Annotated in this window: 16 protein-coding genes; 10 read left to right on the forward strand and 6 right to left on the reverse strand. The window is 68.7% G+C overall.

The genetic code is table 11. The features are described 5' to 3' along the window. Positions 1-215 precede the first annotated feature (215 nt). The 3 genes from ACZ45C_RS03245 (at position 216) to ACZ45C_RS03255 (ending at position 4,138) form a co-directional block, all read left to right on the forward strand. The gene (locus ACZ45C_RS03245) at positions 216-1,760 is read left to right on the forward strand and encodes an acyl-CoA carboxylase subunit beta (protein ID WP_460562764.1); all 1,545 of its coding nucleotides are present in this window, start codon (positions 216-218) and stop codon (positions 1,758-1,760) included. Then, on the forward strand, positions 1,760-2,089 hold the full coding sequence (locus ACZ45C_RS03250; RefSeq protein ID WP_460562763.1) for a hypothetical protein: 330 nt from the start codon (positions 1,760-1,762) through the stop codon (positions 2,087-2,089). The genes ACZ45C_RS03245 and ACZ45C_RS03250 overlap by 1 nt, the downstream gene beginning before the upstream one ends. Before the next feature lie 162 nt (positions 2,090-2,251). After that, the gene (locus tag ACZ45C_RS03255) at positions 2,252-4,138 is read left to right on the forward strand and encodes an acetyl-CoA carboxylase biotin carboxylase subunit (protein ID WP_460562762.1); all 1,887 of its coding nucleotides are present in this window, start codon (positions 2,252-2,254) and stop codon (positions 4,136-4,138) included. A 42-nt stretch (positions 4,139-4,180) separates the two neighbouring features. On the opposite strand, the gene ACZ45C_RS03260 is transcribed toward ACZ45C_RS03255, so the two are convergent. Genes ACZ45C_RS03260 through ligA form a run of 3 tightly spaced genes read right to left on the reverse strand, consistent with a single transcriptional unit; the run spans position 4,181 to position 8,250 of the window. Next, positions 4,181-5,011 (reverse strand): ABC transporter permease subunit, encoded by an 831-nt coding sequence (locus tag ACZ45C_RS03260; RefSeq protein ID WP_460562761.1) that lies wholly within the window; start codon positions 5,009-5,011, stop codon positions 4,181-4,183. Further along, the gene (locus tag ACZ45C_RS03265; protein WP_460562760.1) at positions 5,008-6,042 is read right to left on the reverse strand and encodes an ABC transporter ATP-binding protein; all 1,035 of its coding nucleotides are present in this window, start codon (positions 6,040-6,042) and stop codon (positions 5,008-5,010) included. Before ACZ45C_RS03265 ends, ACZ45C_RS03260 begins: the two co-directional genes overlap by 4 nt. A gap of 45 nt (positions 6,043-6,087) precedes the next feature. Beyond that, the gene (gene ligA / locus ACZ45C_RS03270) at positions 6,088-8,250 is read right to left on the reverse strand and encodes an NAD-dependent DNA ligase LigA (RefSeq protein ID WP_460562759.1); all 2,163 of its coding nucleotides are present in this window, start codon (positions 8,248-8,250) and stop codon (positions 6,088-6,090) included. Positions 8,251-8,514: 264 nt separating this feature from the next. Between ligA and ACZ45C_RS03275 the strand changes: the two genes are divergently transcribed. Continuing rightward, the gene (locus ACZ45C_RS03275) at positions 8,515-10,206 is read left to right on the forward strand and encodes an HVO_2922 family protein (RefSeq protein WP_460562758.1); all 1,692 of its coding nucleotides are present in this window, start codon (positions 8,515-8,517) and stop codon (positions 10,204-10,206) included. A 7-nt stretch (positions 10,207-10,213) separates the two neighbouring features. On the opposite strand, the gene ACZ45C_RS03280 is transcribed toward ACZ45C_RS03275, so the two are convergent. After that, on the reverse strand, positions 10,214-10,486 hold the full coding sequence (locus tag ACZ45C_RS03280; RefSeq protein ID WP_460562757.1) for a glutaredoxin family protein: 273 nt from the start codon (positions 10,484-10,486) through the stop codon (positions 10,214-10,216). 94 nt (positions 10,487-10,580) lie between these two features. Here ACZ45C_RS03280 and ACZ45C_RS03285 point away from each other — a divergent pair, with 94 nt between their 5' ends. The 5 genes from ACZ45C_RS03285 to ACZ45C_RS03305 all read left to right on the forward strand — a co-directional run bounded on the left by ACZ45C_RS03285 (position 10,581) and on the right by ACZ45C_RS03305 (position 14,435). Then, positions 10,581-10,928 carry a hypothetical protein gene (locus ACZ45C_RS03285; protein ID WP_460562756.1) on the forward strand — a complete coding sequence of 116 codons (348 nt, stop codon included), beginning with the start codon at positions 10,581-10,583 and terminating at the stop codon, positions 10,926-10,928. A 127-nt stretch (positions 10,929-11,055) separates the two neighbouring features. Then, positions 11,056-11,523, forward strand: a complete 468-nt coding sequence (locus ACZ45C_RS03290; RefSeq protein WP_460562755.1) for a TRAM domain-containing protein — start codon at positions 11,056-11,058, stop codon at positions 11,521-11,523. A 281-nt stretch (positions 11,524-11,804) separates the two neighbouring features. Beyond that, positions 11,805-12,308 (forward strand): Tfx family DNA-binding protein, encoded by a 504-nt coding sequence (locus ACZ45C_RS03295; RefSeq protein WP_460562754.1) that lies wholly within the window; start codon positions 11,805-11,807, stop codon positions 12,306-12,308. A gap of 156 nt (positions 12,309-12,464) precedes the next feature. After that, positions 12,465-13,292 carry an MBL fold metallo-hydrolase gene (locus ACZ45C_RS03300; RefSeq protein WP_460562753.1) on the forward strand — a complete coding sequence of 276 codons (828 nt, stop codon included), beginning with the start codon at positions 12,465-12,467 and terminating at the stop codon, positions 13,290-13,292. A gap of 54 nt (positions 13,293-13,346) precedes the next feature. Further along, the gene (locus ACZ45C_RS03305) at positions 13,347-14,435 is read left to right on the forward strand and encodes a molybdopterin-dependent oxidoreductase (RefSeq protein ID WP_460562752.1); all 1,089 of its coding nucleotides are present in this window, start codon (positions 13,347-13,349) and stop codon (positions 14,433-14,435) included. Between the two features lie 23 nt (positions 14,436-14,458). On the opposite strand, the gene ACZ45C_RS03310 is transcribed toward ACZ45C_RS03305, so the two are convergent. Continuing rightward, positions 14,459-14,668, reverse strand: a complete 210-nt coding sequence (locus tag ACZ45C_RS03310; protein ID WP_460562751.1) for a DUF7557 family protein — start codon at positions 14,666-14,668, stop codon at positions 14,459-14,461. A 46-nt stretch (positions 14,669-14,714) separates the two neighbouring features. Beyond that, entirely contained in the window at positions 14,715-17,189 is a 2,475-nt protein-coding gene (locus tag ACZ45C_RS03315; RefSeq protein WP_460562750.1) for a DEAD/DEAH box helicase, read from the reverse strand. Between the two features lie 305 nt (positions 17,190-17,494). Here ACZ45C_RS03315 and ACZ45C_RS03320 point away from each other — a divergent pair, with 305 nt between their 5' ends. After that, positions 17,495-17,992 (forward strand): DUF5807 family protein, encoded by a 498-nt coding sequence (locus tag ACZ45C_RS03320; protein ID WP_460562749.1) that lies wholly within the window; start codon positions 17,495-17,497, stop codon positions 17,990-17,992. Positions 17,993-18,047: the final 55 nt, after the last annotated feature.

Raw genomic sequence — 18,047 nt, forward strand, 5'->3', positions numbered from 1 at the left:
CCGTCCGCGTGTGAACCGCAGACAGGGGCTGTGACGACCACTTGAGGACGGTTCGACCGCACGCGCGCCGCGAGGGATGTTCAGCCGCATCGGCACAGGTGACCGTCGTCGGAAACGCTCGACGATCGTCGATCTCGAAAACGTCGGATAGGGGAACCCTTTTGACGCCGCTTCGTGACCCTCGACGTAATGACTCAGGGTGGTCCGGCGTGACGATGGACGACCGCATCGACGATCTCCGCGAGCGACGCGAGGCGGCGGCGAAAGGCGGCGGCGAAGACCGGATCGAGTCCCAACACGAGAAGGGTAAGATGACCGCGCGCGAGCGGATCGACTACTTCCTCGACGACGGGACGTTCCACGAGTTCGACCGCTTCCGCACCCACCGAAACCACACGTTCGGGATGGAAGAACAGCAGATCCCGGGCGACGGCGTCGTGACGGGATACGGCGAGGTGAACGGTCGAAAGACGTTCGTCTTCGCACACGATTTCACCGTCTTCGGCGGCTCGCTCGGCGAGGTGTTCGCCGAGAAGGTGTGCAAGGTGATGGACAAGGCGATGGACGTCGGCGCTCCCGTCGTCGGGCTCAACGACTCCGCTGGCGCTCGCATTCAGGAGGGCGTCGCCTCGCTCGGCGGCTTCGCCGAGATCTTCCGACGCAACACCGAGGCCTCGGGCGTGATCCCACAGATCTCGGCGATCATGGGGCCCTGTGCCGGCGGCGCGGTGTACTCCCCCGCGATCACCGACTTCACCTTCATGGTCAAGGACACCTCGCACATGTTCATCACCGGTCCAGACGTCATCGAGACGGTGACCGGCGAGGAGGTGAGCTTCGAGGAACTCGGCGGCGCGGTCACGCACTCTTCGACCTCCGGTGTCGCGCACTTCGCCGAGGAGAGCGAGGAGGACGCGCTCGACAACATCGCGCGGCTACTCTCGTATCTCCCCGCGAACAACGTCGAGGACCCGCCCCGCGTCGAGCCGTGGGACGACCCCGAGCGCGCGGACGACGAATTGACCGAGATCGTCCCCGACGCGCCGCGCAAGCCGTACGACATGAAGGAGGTGATCGCCAGCGTCGTCGACGAGGGGTCCTTCTTCGAGGTCCAGGAGAACTTCGCGAAGAACATCGTCGTCGGCTTCGGCCGGCTCGACGGGCACTCGGTCGGCGTCGTCGCCAACAACCCCCGCGTGAACGCCGGCACGCTCGACATCGAGTCGAGCCAGAAGGGCGCGCGGTTCGTCCGCTTCTGTGACGCCTTTAACATCCCCATCGTCACCTTCGAGGACGTGCCCGGGTTCATGCCCGGTACCGACCAGGAACACAACGGGATCATCCGTCACGGCGCGAAGCTGCTGTACGCCTTCTCGGAGGCGACCGTCCCCCTGCTGACGGTGATCACCCGAAAGGCGTACGGCGGCGCCTACTGCGTGATGTCGTCGAAGCACATCGGCGGCGACGTCAACTACGCGTGGCCGACTGCGGAGATCGCGGTGATGGGGCCGAAGGGCGCGGTCAACGTCCTCTACCGCGAGGAACTGGCCGCGGCCGACGACCCGGACGCGCGCCGACAGGAACTGATCGACGAGTACCGCGAGGAGTTCGCAAACCCCTACACCGCCGCCGACCGCGGCTTCATCGACGACGTGATCGAGCCCACCGAGACCCGCGCTCGTCTGATCTCCGACCTCAAGATGCTGAAGGGGAAGCGATCGGAGTCGCCCGACAAGAAACACGGCAACATCCCGATCTGATGGCGACGGACGCACCGGAGTCCGCGGACGACACCGAGACGGACCGAACGGCGCAGACGCCTCGCGACGTCCTCGCCGGGCTGACGATCCCCGACGACGCGGACGACGCGGAGGCAGCCGCGATCGCGGCGGCCGTCGCCGCTCACGTCCGAGACGGCGAAGCGGCCGCCGCGGTCGCGGCCGCCGAGCGCGACGACGCGGACGACTGGGAGGGCGACCGGTGGTCGTTCGTCGGTCGAATCGATCGGTTACAGCGCCGGCGGGTCCGCGTCTCGGACGGCGCGCCGACGGACCCTTGGACCGCCGCCGGGCGCTCCGACAGATTCTGATATCCGTCGTCCGGTTCGGACTGAGTGAACTGGAGCGAACCGGCCCACCCGTTTCGCGTCGAGGAGGCGGTCGAAACCGGGCGACCGCCGTCACACGGCCGCCCCGAGCGTCGTCACGGACCGATAGAATGAGGTGGGTTATCGTGGAAGACTCCTGCAGGAATGTTCGACAAGGTTCTCGTCGCGAACCGCGGAGAGATCGCGGTTCGGGTGATGCGCGCCTGTGCGGAGCTTGGTGTCGACACCGTCGCCGTGTACAGCGACGCCGACAAACACGGCGGCCACGTCCGGTACGCGGACGAGGCGTACAACGTCGGTCCGGCCCGCGCGGCCGACTCGTATCTCGACGGCGAGGCGGTCGTCGAGGCCGCGCGCGCGGCCGACGCCGACGCGATCCACCCCGGCTACGGCTTCCTCGCGGAGAACGCCGACTTCGCGGCGCGGGTCGAGGCCGCAGACGGGATCACGTGGGTCGGCCCGTCGAGCGATGCGATGGAGCGGCTCGGAGAGAAGACCCACGCTCGCCGGGTGATGGCCGACGCCGACGTGCCCATCGTCCCCGGGACGACGGAGCCCGTCACCGACCCCGAGGCGGTCCGCGAGTTCGGCGACGAGCACGGCTACCCGGTCGCTATCAAAGCCGAGGGAGGCGGTGGCGGACGCGGGATGAAGGTCGTCGAGAGCGCCGACGAGGCGGCCGACGCGCTCGAATCGGCGAAACGCGAGGGCGAGGCGTACTTCTCGAACGACTCGGTGTACCTCGAACGGTACCTCCAGACGCCGCGGCACGTCGAAGTCCAGATCGTCGCGGACGGTCCGGCGGCGAGCGGCGGCGGAGACGACTCACTCGACGAGACCGACGTGGTCCACCTCGGCGAGCGCGACTGCTCGCTCCAGCGCCGCCACCAGAAGGTGATCGAGGAGGGACCCTCACCCGCGCTCTCTGACGACCTGCGCGAGCAGATCGGCGAGGCCGCCCGTCGCGGCGTCGCCGCCGCCGACTACACCAACGCCGGAACGGTCGAGTTCCTCGTCGAAGAGGACCCGGACCGTGACCCGGACGAACCGCTCGGACCGGACACGCCCTTCTACTTCCTCGAAGTCAACACTCGGATCCAGGTCGAACACACCGTCACCGAGGAGCTGACCGGCGTCGACATCGTCAAAGAGCAACTCCGCGTCGCGAGCGGCGAGGGTCTGTCCGTCTCGCAGGCGGACGTCGAGCTAGACGGCCACGCCATCGAGTTTCGGATCAACGCCGAGAACGCCGCCGAGGAGTTCCAGCCCGCGAACGAGGGGTCACTGGAGACGTACGATCCGCCGGGCGGTATCGGCGTCCGCGTCGACGACGCGCTCAGACAGGGCGACGAGTTAGTCACCGACTACGACTCGATGATCGCGAAGCTGATCGTGTGGGGCGGCGACCGCGAGGAGTGTCTCGCCCGCTCGAAACGCGCGCTCGCGGAGTACGACGTCGACGGCGTGGTCACCATCGTCCCGTTCCACCGACTCATGCTCGACGACGAGCGGTTCGTTGACGGCACCCATACCACGAAGTACCTCGACGAGGAGCTCGATCGGGAGCTGGTCGCCGACGCCCAACGGCGGTGGGGGTCCGAGGCCGCCGTTTCCGCCGACGAGGACGAGGAGGTGACCGAACGCGAGTTCACCGTCGAGGTGAACGGGAAGCGATTCGAGGTGGAGTTAGAAGAGCGCGGAGCGCCACCGATTCCGACGCCGGAGGGTGGTGGTAGCGGGGCGAGTGGGACCCGACAGCGACCGCCGCAGGCGACCGATACCGACGACGGCGACGGCGGCGTCGACGTGGCCGAGGGCGGGGAGGCGATCGAAGCGGAGATGCAGGGGACCATCCTCTCTGTCGACGTGGCCGAGGGCGACGAGGTCGCCGCCGGCGACGTGGTCTGCGTGCTGGAGGCGATGAAGATGGAAAACGACGTGGTCGCCGAGCGTGGCGGCACCGTCGCGAGCGTGCACGTCGCCGAGGGCGACAGCGTCGACATGGGCGACGTGTTAGTCGTGCTGGAGTAGGACCGCCCCCGGCGGCGCGGTCTAGAGGTCGGTGTCGAATTTCTAGAGATCGTCGGCGTCGAACTTCCAGAGACCGACGAGCGGCGGCGCGAGCGTCCAGAACACGAGCATCGACGCCGCGGAGATCTGTTGGTTGACCGACTCACCGGTGAACAGCTGTCCGCCGAGGAACGCGTTCGTCAGGACTTCGACGCCCGCCGTGGGGTTCGCGACCTGGAGGAACGTTCGGATCTGCTCCGTCGACACCGGGAGCGGGTCGACGAGCGGGCTCGCGGCACCGAGCACTTGCCCGGTGATCGCGCCCCAAAGCAGCACGAAGAGGACGTAGATCGACACGCCGCCGATCAGCGCTCGACGCTGCGTCGACGCGGCGGCCGAACAGCCGACCGCGATGGCGACGAAGACGACGCCGAGGACGGCGGCGAACACCGTGTACCCGAGGTACGAGCCGGCGTTGAACGCCGCTATCTGTCCGGTCCACGAGAGGCCCGCCAAGACGACCGCGGGGAGCAGGAACCCGGCACCCACCGCGAGCGACAGCGCCGCGCCGCGGCCGGCCACCTTCCCGAAGACCACGTCGGCCCGCGAGTGCGGCAGCGACAGGAGCAGCTTCAACGAGCCGGACTCGCGCTCGCCGCTGACCGCGTTGTACCCCACCACGACGCCGACGAGCGGGACGAGCGTCGTCACCAGGAAGGGACCGACGAAGAAGCGTAAGAGAAGCTCGGTCGCGAACTGCTCGCTTTGCCCGGTCGGTCGGATCACGAACGCGAACACCGCGACGAGCAGCGAGAACAGCGCCACGAGGACCGCCATCCCCCGTGAGCGGACCGCGTCGTGGAAGTCCTTCTCCGCGACGGCGACGAGGCTCATCCGTCCACCCCGTCGGCGTCGGCCGCGTCGTCTGTCGTCGCGTTCGCGGACGTGTCGTCCGACGCGCCGTGTACCGCACCGCCCGCCCCGGAACCGGCCGACGTCGTCGGCGCGTCTCCCTCGGTGTACGCTAAGAAGAGGTCTTCGAGCGACGCCTCTCGGGTGTGGAAGTCGCTGACCGCGACGCCGGCCTCCTCGACCGCCGCGATGACCCGCGTCTTCGCTCCGTCGTCGCAGTCCACCACGAGGGTGTCGCCGGCGCGGTCGACGCGGCTGACGCCGTCGAGAGCCGACACCGCCTCGACGGCGGCGGCGAGCGCGTCGCTCGTTTCGTCCCCGTCGACGGCGATCTCAAGCGTCTCCTCGCTTCCGACGGCGTCGCGGAGCCCTTCGACGGAGTCCTCGGCGACGAGTTCGCCGTCTCGGAGGATACCGACTCGGTCGCAGACCGCGTCGACCTGTTCGAGCACGTGCGACGAGAAGAAGACGGTCGCGCCCCGCTCCGACTCCGTCCGGACGATCTCGCGCATCTCCTTTGCCCCCGCCGGGTCCAGTCCCGACGAGGGCTCGTCGAGGATGAGCAGGTCGGGGTCGCCGACGAGCGCCATCGCCAGGGCGAGCCGCTGGCGCATCCCCTTGGAGTAGCCGCCGGCCTTGCGGCCGGCGTCGTCGAGGAGCCCGACCCGCTCCAAGAGCGCGTCCGGATCGTCGTCGACCTCCTTCGACCGAATCGCGAACTCGACGTGTCTCCGCCCCGTGAGCCGATCGTACACGGCGAATCCGTCGGGGAGGACGCCGGTCCGTCGTCGGATCGCGACCCCGTCGTCGGTGGCGTCGCGTCCGAGCACGGCCACCGTCCCCTCCGTCGGCCGGACCAGGTCGAGCACCATGTCGATGGTCGTCGACTTGCCGGCCCCGTTCGGTCCGAGGAAACCGTACACCTCCCCCTCCTCGACGGTCAGATCGAGGTTCCGAACGGCCGTGACGTCGGCGAACTCCTTGGTCACGCCCCGCAGTTCGATCGCGGTCATATACACTCTCGTTCCCGCGTCTCCGGATAAAGGGTTGTGGGTTCGCTACGTCTCCGGCGGCCACGCGACGCCGCGTTCGGCAAGCAGGTCGGCGAACGCGTCCTCGTCGAGCACGGGGACGTCCTCGTCGTCCGCGTCGTCGCGCTTCGACCGCCCCGGACTCTCGCCGGCGACGAGGTAGTCGGTGTTCCCCGAGACCGACGAGGTCGCCGACGCGCCGTGCGCCTCGACGTGCGCCTGCGCCTCGCTCCGCGGCGTCGACAGCGAGCCCGTGAACACGAACGTCAGCCCGTCGAGCGCGTCGCCCGTCTCGACCTCGACCGGCTCGGGGTCGACCCCGCGCTCGCGGAGCCCCTCGATCGCCGCCCGGTTCTCGTCGGTGTCGAAGAAAGACCGGATCGACTCGGCCACCTCGGGTCCCACGTCGTCGACGTCGCGGAGGGAATCCTCGTCGGCGGCGAGCAGCGCGTCGAGATCGCCGAAGTGCGACGCCAGCGCGCCGGCGGTCGTCGCGCCCACGTCGGGGATCCCGAGCCCGGCGAGAAAATCGTCGAGCGGCGGGTTCCGCGTCTCGTCCAGCTCCGCGATCAGGTTCTCGGCGCTCGTCTCGCCCCACCCCTCCAGGTCGGCGAGGTCGTCGGCGGTCAGGTCGTACAGGTCCGGAAGCGACTCGACCAGATCCGCCTCGCGGAGCTGTTCGACGCGTTCGGGGCCCAACCCTTCGATGTCGAGCGCGTCGCGCCGGGCCCAGTGTTCGATCGCCCGCTCCAACTGGGCGGGACAGCCGAGCCCTCCGGTACAGAACGCGAGCGGGCCGTCGCGCTCGATTGGCGCGTCACAGACTGGGCACGTCTCGGGGAACGCGTACGTCCCCTCGGACCGCTTTTCGACCACCTCGGGGACGTAAGGGATCACGTCGCCGGCGCGGTAGATTCGCACGCGGTCGCCGACGTTCACGCCGAGCGCCTCGATCTCGGCGGGGTTGTGCAGCGTCGCCCGGGAGACCGTGACCCCGCCGACGTCGACGGGATCCAGCTCCGCGACGGGGGTGAGACGACCCGTGCGACCGACTTGCACGGTGACGGCTTCCACCGTCGTCGTCGCGGTCCGGGGCGGGAACTTGTACGCGAACGCCCACCGAGGTGCCCGTGAGGTCGACCCGAGCGCGTCGCGGGCGGCGCGATCGTCCACCGATATCACGACGCCGTCGACCTCGTAGTTCAGTCCGTCGCGGTCCGCCATGAGGCGGTCCCGGTAGTCGAGCGCCGCTTCGATGTCTCCGACCCGCTCGATCCGTTCGGTGCGGCGGAGTCCGAACGCGTCGAACGCGTCGAACTCCTCCCAGTGGGCGTCGGGGCGGTCTCGTTCCCCGCCATCGGCACCCGATCCGTCCTCCTCGGCCGTCTCCCACGCTAACACGTCGAAGAAGAAGACGTCGAGGGGACGCTCGGAGACCACTGCGGGGTCGAGCTGTCTGAGAGTCCCGGCGGCTGCGTTGCGGGGGTTCGCGAACGGTTCGTCGCCGCGCTCCATCAGATCCTCGTTGTACGCCTCGAACGCGTCACGGGGCATGTACACCTCGCCACGGACCGCGAGCCGAGCCGGCGGGTCCCCCCGCAGCCGTTCGGGGACCGAGCGGATCGTCCGCACCTGTTCGGTCACGTCGTCACCCTCGATCCCGTCCCCGCGGGTCGCAGCACGGACGTACGCGCCGTCCTCGTAGACGACCTCGACGGAGAGCCCGTCGAACTTCGGCTCGCAGACATACTCGATCGCGTCCGGGTCGAGCCCCTCGTCTGCGACGCCGCGCCGAACGCGCTCGTCGAACTCTCGGACCGCGTCGGCTTCGGTCGCGTTGTCGATGGACCGCATCGGCGCGAGGTGCTCGACTGTGTCCAGCTCGTCGAGCGGCTCGCCGCCGACCCGCCGTGTCGGGGAGTGGTCCGTCGGGAGGTCGAACGCCTCTTCCAGCGTCTGGAGCCGCGCGAACAACTGGTCGTACGTCTCGTCGGAAACGAGCGGGTCGGCCTCGACGTAGTACCGGTGGTCGTGCTCGCGGATCGCCGACCGGAGCAGCGCCGCCTGCTCGGCTGCCGCGTCCGCCGAGAGCGACTCGACCGGGTCGAAGTCGGTCGGCGGCGCTTCGACGTAGGGATTCTCTTCGGGGTCCGCGTACCGGGTCGGCGACCCGGATTGCGCGTTCGTCATCGAGCGACTCTTGGGCGGCTCGGGTTAAAAACGACCGTTTGCGCCGAAGCTCACGCGGTGGCCGCACGGCCGGAAGCGACGTGACGCGGATCCGGCAGACCCGGATCGGATCCGGCCGCGTGACCCATTCTTCTCGGGTCACATTAATTTCCAATACGAGGCCGTTTAGCGAGTAATCATCCGGATCGCGGCCAGAAAATCTCGTAGGCGAAGTTACCTGTCACGCACCCATACATATAACCCGGTGGCCGTCGATTCTCTGCCATGGCAGACGACAGTCAGGCGGAATCCGGTGGTGGATTGTACGAGCGACGCATCGGAACGCCGCGGACCACCGACGAGGTGAACGGCTACTGGCTGTTCGGGTTCGGCGTGTTGCTCGGACTCGCCGGCGTCGTGGTCTTCCTGTTCACCGACTCGGAGACGACGACGCGGGGTATCGGATACGCGCTCGCGGCGCTGGCACCGCCGTTCATCATGCTCGGGGCCGTGATCCGCTTCCCGCTCCGACGGGTCGGGACGTCTCTCGGGTACCTCGGAACGGCCGTGAGCGTCGCCGGCGTCGTGTGGTTCGTGAACATCTTCCCGGACGGCTGGTTCACCGCTTCCGGCGACCCGACGGTGATCGCTCTGTACGGGATCGGATTGCTCCTCATCGGGCTCGCCGGGACGGTCGTGCCGCTGCTTTCCGACCCGGTGTACGAGGACTACGAGCGTATGCAGACCGAAACGACCGCCACGGCGGCCGAGCGCGACGAGACGGTCGCGGAGCTGGAGGCGACTCGCGAGGAGCTCGAAGCGGCGCGGACCGAACTGGACGCGACCCGAGACGAGCTTTCCGACGCCGAGGGGCAGGCCGCGAACCTCGACGCGGAAGCCGAGTCGGCGCGGGCCGAGACGGCGGCGCTGCGCGAGAGCAAGGCTCGGTTCGAGCTGTTCGAGGACGCGAGCGGCAGGCCGCGCTGGCGGCTCCGCCACCGCAACGGGAACGTCATCGCCACGTCCGGACAGGGATACAGCAGCCGCGGGAAGGCCCAGAAGGGGCTGCACAGCGTCAGGCGGAACGCGCTCGGTGCCGGTGTGCTGCAGATCCAGACGACCGTCGCGGAGGCCGAGGCCGTCGCCGCGGACGACGGGCCGGAGCCGGACGACGCCGCCGAGCCGGATGTCGCCGTGCCGAGCGAGGACGAGGAGATCGCGAGCGCGGCCGCGTTCGAGCTGTACGCGGATGCGGGCGACGAGTGGCGCTGGCGGCTCCGTCACGACAACGGAAACATCATCGCGGACTCCGGTGAGGGGTACGCCTCGAAGTCCAACGCGAAGCGGGCGCTCGGTCGGATCCGCGAGCACGTCGCCGCCGCGGACTACCTCCGGATCGACCCCGCCGCCTTCGAGGTGTTCACGGACGCCGCGGGCGAGTGGCGGTGGCGGCTCATCCACGAGAACGGGAACGTTCTCGCCGACTCCGGCGAGGGGTACTCCTCGCGGTCGAAAGCCCGGCAGGGGCTCGAAAGCGTGCGATCGAACGCTGCGGGGGCCGGCGTGGCGGACCTCGACGCGGCGGGCGACGGAGACGGCGACGACAGTCGCGGCGGCGCGAGCGCGACGTTCGAGCTGTACGCGGACGCGGGCGACGAGTACCGCTGGCGGCTCCGTCACCGCAACGGGAACGTTGTCGCGGACTCCGGTGAGGGCTACACCTCGAAGGCGGGCACGGAGGACGCGATCGAGCGCATTCGAGACCACGCTCCCGACGCCGACGTGCTCGAAGTCGGAAACGCCGCCTTCGAGATCTACGACGACGCGGGCGGCGAGTGGCGGTGGCGGCTCCGCCACCGCAACGGCAACATCGTGGCGGACTCCGGCGAGGGATACGCCTCGCGCTCGAACGCGGTGGGCGGCGTCACGAGCGTGAAAGAGAACGCACCGGGTGCAGACGCGGAGACGGTCGAATAGCGTCCGCCTAGGACGCCGCCAACAGCTTTAACCGCAGTTCTCGCTCGTCGATCTCGTATTTGAACGCCGGATGGCCGTCGACGAACACGTACGGGACGCGTTCGCCGTACTCGGCCGCCAGTTCGGGATCCTCGTCGACGTCGACCGTCTCCAGATCGACCGTCACGTCGAGGTCGGCGGTCACGTCCTCGATCGTTTCGCGGGCGGTCACACAGAGCGAACAGTCCTCGCGGGTGTACACCGTGACGGGGACCGACCCCGACGCGTCCGTCTCGCTCATCGGCGGCGCTTCGAGCGTCGGCGACGAATCGCTTTCGGTCGGCGGCGTTCGCGTGACCGACGGTGTTTAACGGACCGCGCGAGAACGGGGCGGCATGGAGCCGGTCGACGACTGGCGTGCGGCGATCGCGGAGGCCGGCGAGCTGACCGGCCCGATCGCCGCCGCGATCGTCGACGACCACGGCGACCGCGGCAAGCGCGCTATCGAAGCGGTCGGCGAGGGGCGGGTGAAACGCTACCGAGACTTCACCGTCGTCGTCGGCCACGAGGACGAGTACGTGATCGAAGACGGCGAGTGCACCTGTGCGGACGCGACGTACAACCTCGATCCGGCTGACCCCGACGAGCGGTGTTGGCACGCGATCGCGGTTGACGTGGCCGACGCGATCGACGCCGTCGACCACCACGACATGTGGTACTCGGAGGTCCGCGAGTTCCTGTGACCGCCGCGAGTCACCAACACCGATCCTCCTGATCAGCGGCCGCTCGACCGGATAATTCGGGGGATTCCGTCGGATTACGACCTGAGAGTCGAAAACGTTTACAACGGCGGCCGAACTCCTGTACGGTATGGCGGACTGTCCACTCGCCGACGACTGCCCCAGATTCGACGAACAGATCCAAGGAATGGGGTGTCAACACTACGGCAACAAAGGCGGCGCGGAGTGGTGTAGCCACTACGACATGCCGATATACGAGCTGAAACAGCAGCCGGTCCAGCCCGGCGAAGAAGTCGTCGTCGAGGTCGACGACATCCACGAGAGCGGGTCGGGCGTCGGCCGCACCGACGACGGCTTCATCGTGCTCGTCGACGGGCTCCTCCCACCCGCACGCGCTGAGGTGCGGATCCACCGCGTAAAATCGAGCCACGCGACCGCAAAGGAGGTCGTCGAGCGCCTCCCCGACGATCCCGACGAAGAGGAGGACGGGGCGGACGCGCCGGAGGCGGACGCGGACGCCGACGACGAGGGTGACCGCCGCCGAGATCGCCCGGACCGCGAACGGCTCGGTAGCCGCGAGAACTTCTGGGGCAAGTGATCGGCTCTCGGGGTGGTCCCACCCCACGGACAGTCCGGACGCCGCCGATAGCGAATCCGTTTTTTTCCGTCGCTTACAGAGAGTCAAGGAGAAGGCCCCGCGCTTCAACTCGGGGTGGATGTCAAGAACACTCGCAGACGGAGTAGAGACGGCCAGCGCCGCGACCTGCTGGCCGTTCGGAGACGCTCGGAACGCTCTGCGTGACGGACCGATCCGTGTACCGCTGGGTCGTCCTCTCGTGAAACCGCCGTTTTTTGAACGCGGGTCCCGTCCGGACGGATATGGTCGCAGACGACGGCTCGGCGGGTTCCGATCCGGCCCCCGACCCTCACGACGTCGACGCCGCGGACCTGCTCGAACGGGCCGGGTTCGACGCCGACGAGAGCGTCCTCACGGACCGACAGGCCGAGGTACTCGCGCTGCGGGAACGCGGGCTCAGGCAATCGGACATCGCGGACCGGCTCGGCACGTCGCGCGCGAACGTCTCCAGCGTCGAGGCCAGCGCCCGTGACAACGTGGACCGAGCCCGCGAGACGGTCGCATTCGCCGAGGCGCTCTCCGCGCCGGTCAGGGTCGAGATCGACGAGGGGACGGACCTCTACGACGCCCCGAAGCGGGTGTACGACGCTTGTGACGAGGCCGGTGTGAAGGTCAACCAGACCGCGCCGGAGCTGATGAAATCGATCGGCGACCGCGCCGGCGACGCGGTCCGCGGCCGCGAGGTCCGTTCCCGTCTCTTCGTTACCGTCGACGCAGACGGTCAGATCCGCGTTCGACGGCCGTAGGCGGGGGCGGTCTCTGCGGGGCGGAGCCGCAGACGTGACGAGTTCGAAAACGACAACGAAGCGACGCCGCCGACACCGTCGTCCGGGCGAGCCGATGGCCACCGCGGATCGCTCCCGACCGCGGACGCTAAGTCCGTGGCCCGAGGACCGTGGCCCATGCGCGTCACGCTCCTCGGCACCGGTGACACGACCGGGACACCGACGGTCGGTTGCGACTGCGGCACCTGCGAGGCGGCGCGCGAACGGGGAGTGTCGCGCTCGCGGTTCTCCGTGCACGTCGAAAACGAGCGCACCGGCGAGGCCCTGCTCGTCGATTTCAGCCCCGACTTCCGAAGCCAGTTTCTCGAACGCGACATTCCGCTCCCCGACGCCGGGCTCGTGACGCACATCCACTTCGACCATCTCGACGGGCTCGGCAACGTCTATCGGCTCGTCGACGGGCTCCCGGTCCACGCGCCCGCGGAGACCGATCCGGCGACGGACGAGAGCGTCGCGGAGACGATCCGTCGCAAGTACGACTATCTCGAAGATCGGATCGGCGTCCACGCTCGCGATCCGTTCGACCCCTTCGAGACGTGCGGCTTCGAGGTCCGACTCGTCCCCGTCGATCATCCGCCGCTTCTGTGTTTCGGCGCCGTCATCGAGGATCCGGAGACGGGGGCGAAGCTCTCGCTGACGGGCGACACGAGCTACGACATCCCCGAGCGCTCGCGGGAGGCGCTCGCCGGAGCTGACCTCCTCTTGGCCGACGCGATCGTCCCCGCGTCGCTCTGTCATCACCATCCGATCGGCGGCCGCCACGAGGGGCCGGACGGCGTTCCGCGCACGTTCGGCACGAAGCACATGACTCGCGAGGGCGCGCTCGCGCTCGCCGACGAACTGGACGCCGACCGCACCCGCCTCGTCCACCTCGCACACTACTACCCGCCAGAGGAGGCGTTCGAGGAGCCGCTCGCGGTCGACGGGGAAGTGTACGATCTGTAGCCCGAGTCGACCGAACTGTGGTCTTTTGTCTCGGTAGCACGTATCGCGGTTACGATGGGCACGCGATCCCGGATCGGCGAGACGCTCGACCGGCTGGAGCCGCCGCCGCGCGCGGTCGACTGGTCACTGCTCGCGTTCGTCGTCGCCGAGGCGACGACCGGGCTCGTCTCGTTCACCGTGGGCGTCCCCGAGGGGTGGCCGCTGTTCTGGCTCCACCGTGCGCTCGGCGTCGCGATCGTCGCGCTGCTCGCGTGGAAGCTCGCGCGTGTCCACCGCCGGCTCACGGATCCCGGGCTGTGGCAGCGGTCGACCGCGCTGTCGGTCATGACACTCGTCGCCGCTCTCGGCGCGCTCGCGACCGGAGTCGCGTGGGTGTTCGGGCTCGACGTGCGGCTCTCCCACTGGACCCTCCTCTCCGTCCATGTCGGCTTCGGACTCGCCTTGGTCCCGCTCGTGGCCGCGCACGCCGCCACCCGATTCCGGCTCCCCCGCCGCGTCGACTTCGAACGTCGGCGGACCGCCGTGCGGTACACCGTCCTGCTGGCCGCGGGGGCCGCGACGTACCGGCTCCAGCAGGGCGTCAACGACGCGCTCGACACCGCCGGCTCCGATCGGCGGTTCACCGGGTCACAGCCGCGAGAGGGCGACGGCAACGCGGCCTTCCCGATCACCTCGTGGGTCGCCGACGACCCCGACCCGATCGACCGGGACGACTACCGGTTGCGGGTGGACGGGCTCGTGAGCGACCCCGTCGACCTCGCCGTCGACGACCTCGCCGCCGGCCACGAGACTGAGGCGCTGCTCGACTGCACCAGCGGGTGGTACACGATACAGGGGTGGAGCGGGATCCGCGTCGGCGACCTGCTGGACGCGGCCGGAAATCTCGGTGACAACGCGGCCTACATCCGGTTCACTTCCGTCACCGGCTACCGCTGGAGCCTCCGGATCGACGAGGCCCGAGACGCCCTGCTCGCGACGCACGTCGGCGGCGAGCGACTGAGCCACGGGCACGGCGCGCCCGCGCGGCTGGTCGCGCCCGAGAGGCGGGGGTTCCAGTGGGTGAAGTGGGTGACGCGGGTGGAGGTCCGGTCGGAGTACGACCTCGGGCAGTGGGCCGTGACGCTGGTGAGCGGATTCGATTGAACCCGGAGTTAGGACTCCGCTCCCTACGTGTCGATTCCGGATTTCAGTTCCTGACGTGTCTCCCGTGCGCACTCGGGCGCATCGCTTTCAGCCCAGAGGCTAGCCCCGGACCCGATATTCTCCCGACGTTCCCGGAGCAACCGCGTCAGCAGGTCGTCGAAGGTCTCGTCGTCGCCCTTCAGCGACGCGAGCGCGGCGTGCGTGTCCTCGTCGACACGGATACGCTTCGCCATGTGAACCCGTTACCCCTGTATTACGAAATCGTTTCGCCGATCGGGTTCACTCGTACTCGCTCCCGACAACCTCGCGGATGCGCTCCGCGGTCACCGGGCCGACGCCGTCGACCTCCAGCAGGTCGTCTTCGGGCGCGGTCATCACGGCCTCAACGGTGCCGAAGTGTTCGAGGAGGGTGCGCGCCGTGACCGGCCCGATGTCGGCGATCGAGGAGACGACGTACTCCTGCTGTTCCGCGCGGGTCTTCGTCGTCTTCTCGCCGTGGACGCTCACCTCGCGGTCGCGCGTCTCCTGCTCCCGCTTGGCGATCGTCGCGAGCAGCTCGGTGGTGTCCTCCTCGCCCTCGGTGCGGAGGACGCTCACGTCGAAGTCGACCGCGAGCGACGCGAGCGCGCCGCGAATCGCGTTCGGGTCGATGTCGCGTTGGCCGTAGAGGTTCGTCCCTTCGACGACCATCACGGGGCGGGCGTACGCTCGGGAGAGTTCGCCGACCTGCTCGAACATCGACCGGTCGGAGTCGAGCATCGAGTCGACGAAGTCGGCCGCCGACTTGCGCTCGACCGCGACGCGGTCGGAGAGCACGTAGTCGCCGACCGCGAGCGTCTCCAGCCGGGTGACGAGCCCGTCGCGCGTCGAGAGATCCTTCGCGATCGAGGAGTCGAGCTCGCGCTGGTCGACGACGACCTCGACGCCCTCGTCGACGCCCGCGGTGGCGACGACGCCGTCGTCGACGAGGTCGCCGTCACTCGCTTCGCCCTCGGTCCCCTCATCGTCCGTCTCGTCTCCGCCGGCTCGGGCCTCCTCGGCGAAGTCGGTGAGTCCGGCATCGGCGTCCTCACCGTCTCCGCCGTCCGCGTCGGCCGTCTCGTCGCCTCCGCCCGAGCCGTCGCCGACTTCGGCGTCCGAGCCGTCGCTCTCGGTCCCGGACCCCCCGGCGAACGCGTCGAGCCCGGCCTGCCCGTCGTCGCCGACGGACTCCTCGATGTCGTCGGTGGCCTCTTTCAGGTCGGAAAGCTGACTGGCCATCTTCTTCTCGCGCCGTCGAGAGATCCAGAAGAACGCCTCGTCGCGGGTATCATCGGCCATCAGGACGACGACTTTCCCCTCCGCCTGTCGGCCGGTCCGTCCCTTTCGCTGGATCGATCGGATGGCCGTGGGGACCGGCTCGTAAAAGCACACGAGGTCGACCTCGGGGACGTCGAGCCCCTCCTCTGCGACGCTCGTGGAGACGAGCACCTCGAATGCGCCGTCCTTGAACGCGTCGAGCGTCTCCTGCTGCTGTTTCTGGCTCATCCCGTCGGAGCCCTCCTTGTCTCCCTGGCCGACGAACTTCCGGACGTCGAAGCTGGCGGAGAGGAACTCGACGAGCGCCTCGGCGGTGTCTCTGGACTCGGTGAACAATATCGCGCGCTCGCCCTCGTTGATGCCGAGCGTCTCCGCGAGCAGGATGCGGGCCTTCGAGAACTTCGGATGGAGTCCGTCGAACGACTCCGCCTTCCGCATCGCCTCGCGCACTTTGGGGTCCGCGACCATCCGCTGACTCGCCTTCGACGCGCCCGACGAGCGGGCCGCCTCGCGCTGACGCTCGAAGTAGCGCCGGACGGACTCCACCGACTGCGTCTCGACGAGTTCGACGGCTCGTCGGAGCTTCATCACCTCTGCGTGGGTGCTCATTCCCTTGTAGCCGTCCGACTGGTCGTTGTCCATCATCTGCTTGAGCTTCCCGCGCATCTCGTTGAGGTCGCGCTGGGAGAGGTCGGGATTCGTCGTGTTCGTCACTCCCAACCGCTTGAGTTTCTCCAGCCGGTCCGTGATCACCTCGTTGAGAGCGTCGCGGATCGAGAGCACCTCGTCGGGGAGCGTGACCCGCTCCCAGCTGACGTCGGTGTCGTGGGTGTACTCGTCGACGTCGGCGTCGTCCTCGGTCATCACCTCCACGTTGCGGAGTCCGAGGTTCTCACACACCGTCTCGATCTCTTCCGTGTCGCCGCCGGGCGACGCCGACATCCCGGTGACGAGCGGATTCGCGGCGTCGGCGTGGTAGCGCTCCGCGATGTACACGTACGCGTAGTCGCCGGTCGCGCGGTGACACTCGTCGAAGGTGCAGTGGCTCACGTCGGAAAGCGAGATCCGGTTGCCGACTAGGTCGTTCTCGACGACCTGCGGCGTCGCGATAACGATCCGGGCGTCTTCCCACACCGCGGCGCGGTCGTCGGGTCTCACGTCGCCGGTGAACACGACGATCTCGTCGTCCGGAATCGACAGGGCATCGCGGTAGAACTCCGCGTGCTGCTGGACGAGCGGCTTGGTGGGGGCCAAAAACAGGGCCTTCCCGCCGACCTCGTGGAGGCGCTCGGCGGTGACGAGTAAGCTGACTGTGGTCTTGCCGAGCCCGGTCGGCAGACAGACGAGGGTGTGGTCGGCGGCGGCCGAGTCGGCCAGTTCGAGCTGGTAGCGGCGGCGCTGGAGGAAGTCGTCGACGAGCAGCGATCGGTCGATCTCGGCGGCCTCGGTCGCCATCGGCGGGCCTACGCCGCCTCCGGCCTAAAGCCTTCGCGAAGCGGGGTGAAAGTTATCGATCGGCGGATCGGTCCTCTCGGACCTCCTTTGGGACCGTCTCGTCGACTAGTCGTGCCCACTCGACGAGCCGATCTCCGGACGGGGTTTGCGCGCTCATCACGCGACGGATCTCAGTGGTACGTATTAACACTTACCCCGATTCCAGCCACGTCGGCATCGATGCCCGCGGTGTGCCCAGATCGCAACGCGCCCGATCCGGCGGCGCGACTCGCACCTCTTTTACCGCTCACGCGCGTCGAACCGGCATGAGCAACCTCGACGAGTTCCTCGCCGGCGAGCGGCTCGACGACGTGGTCTTCTTCGTGAGCGACGCGTACCTCGACGACGACTCCCGCCTGCGAAACGTCGGAGTCGAGACCGACGACGGCGTCCGCCTGATCCTCGACGGCGAGACCGGCCGTTCGGCCTTCGAGGCCGGCACGGGCATGGGCGCGATGGAGTTCGCGAAGACGGCGATGGGCGCGGACGGCGAGATATCGCGATCGCTCGACGACGGCGTCTGTCCGTTCGCGGACGGAGATTCCGGTGACGACGATTCCGGTGACGACGATTCCGGTGACGACGATTCCGACACCGGCTCCGATGCCGACCACGCGGTCCAGTTCGTCTTCGCATTCGCCGAGGCGCAAAACGACGAGGTCGGCGGAATCTACGCCGACGGCGACGTAGTCCACGCCTACGCCCACTGCACCTGCGGCGAGAGCTACTCGCACAAGTGGGTCATCGGCGAGCGCGCCGAGTGAGGCGGGTACGCGACCGCGGATCGCGATCGCGGATCGGTTCGCGCTCGACCACACC

Source organism: Halorubrum pallidum (assembly GCF_055380345.1).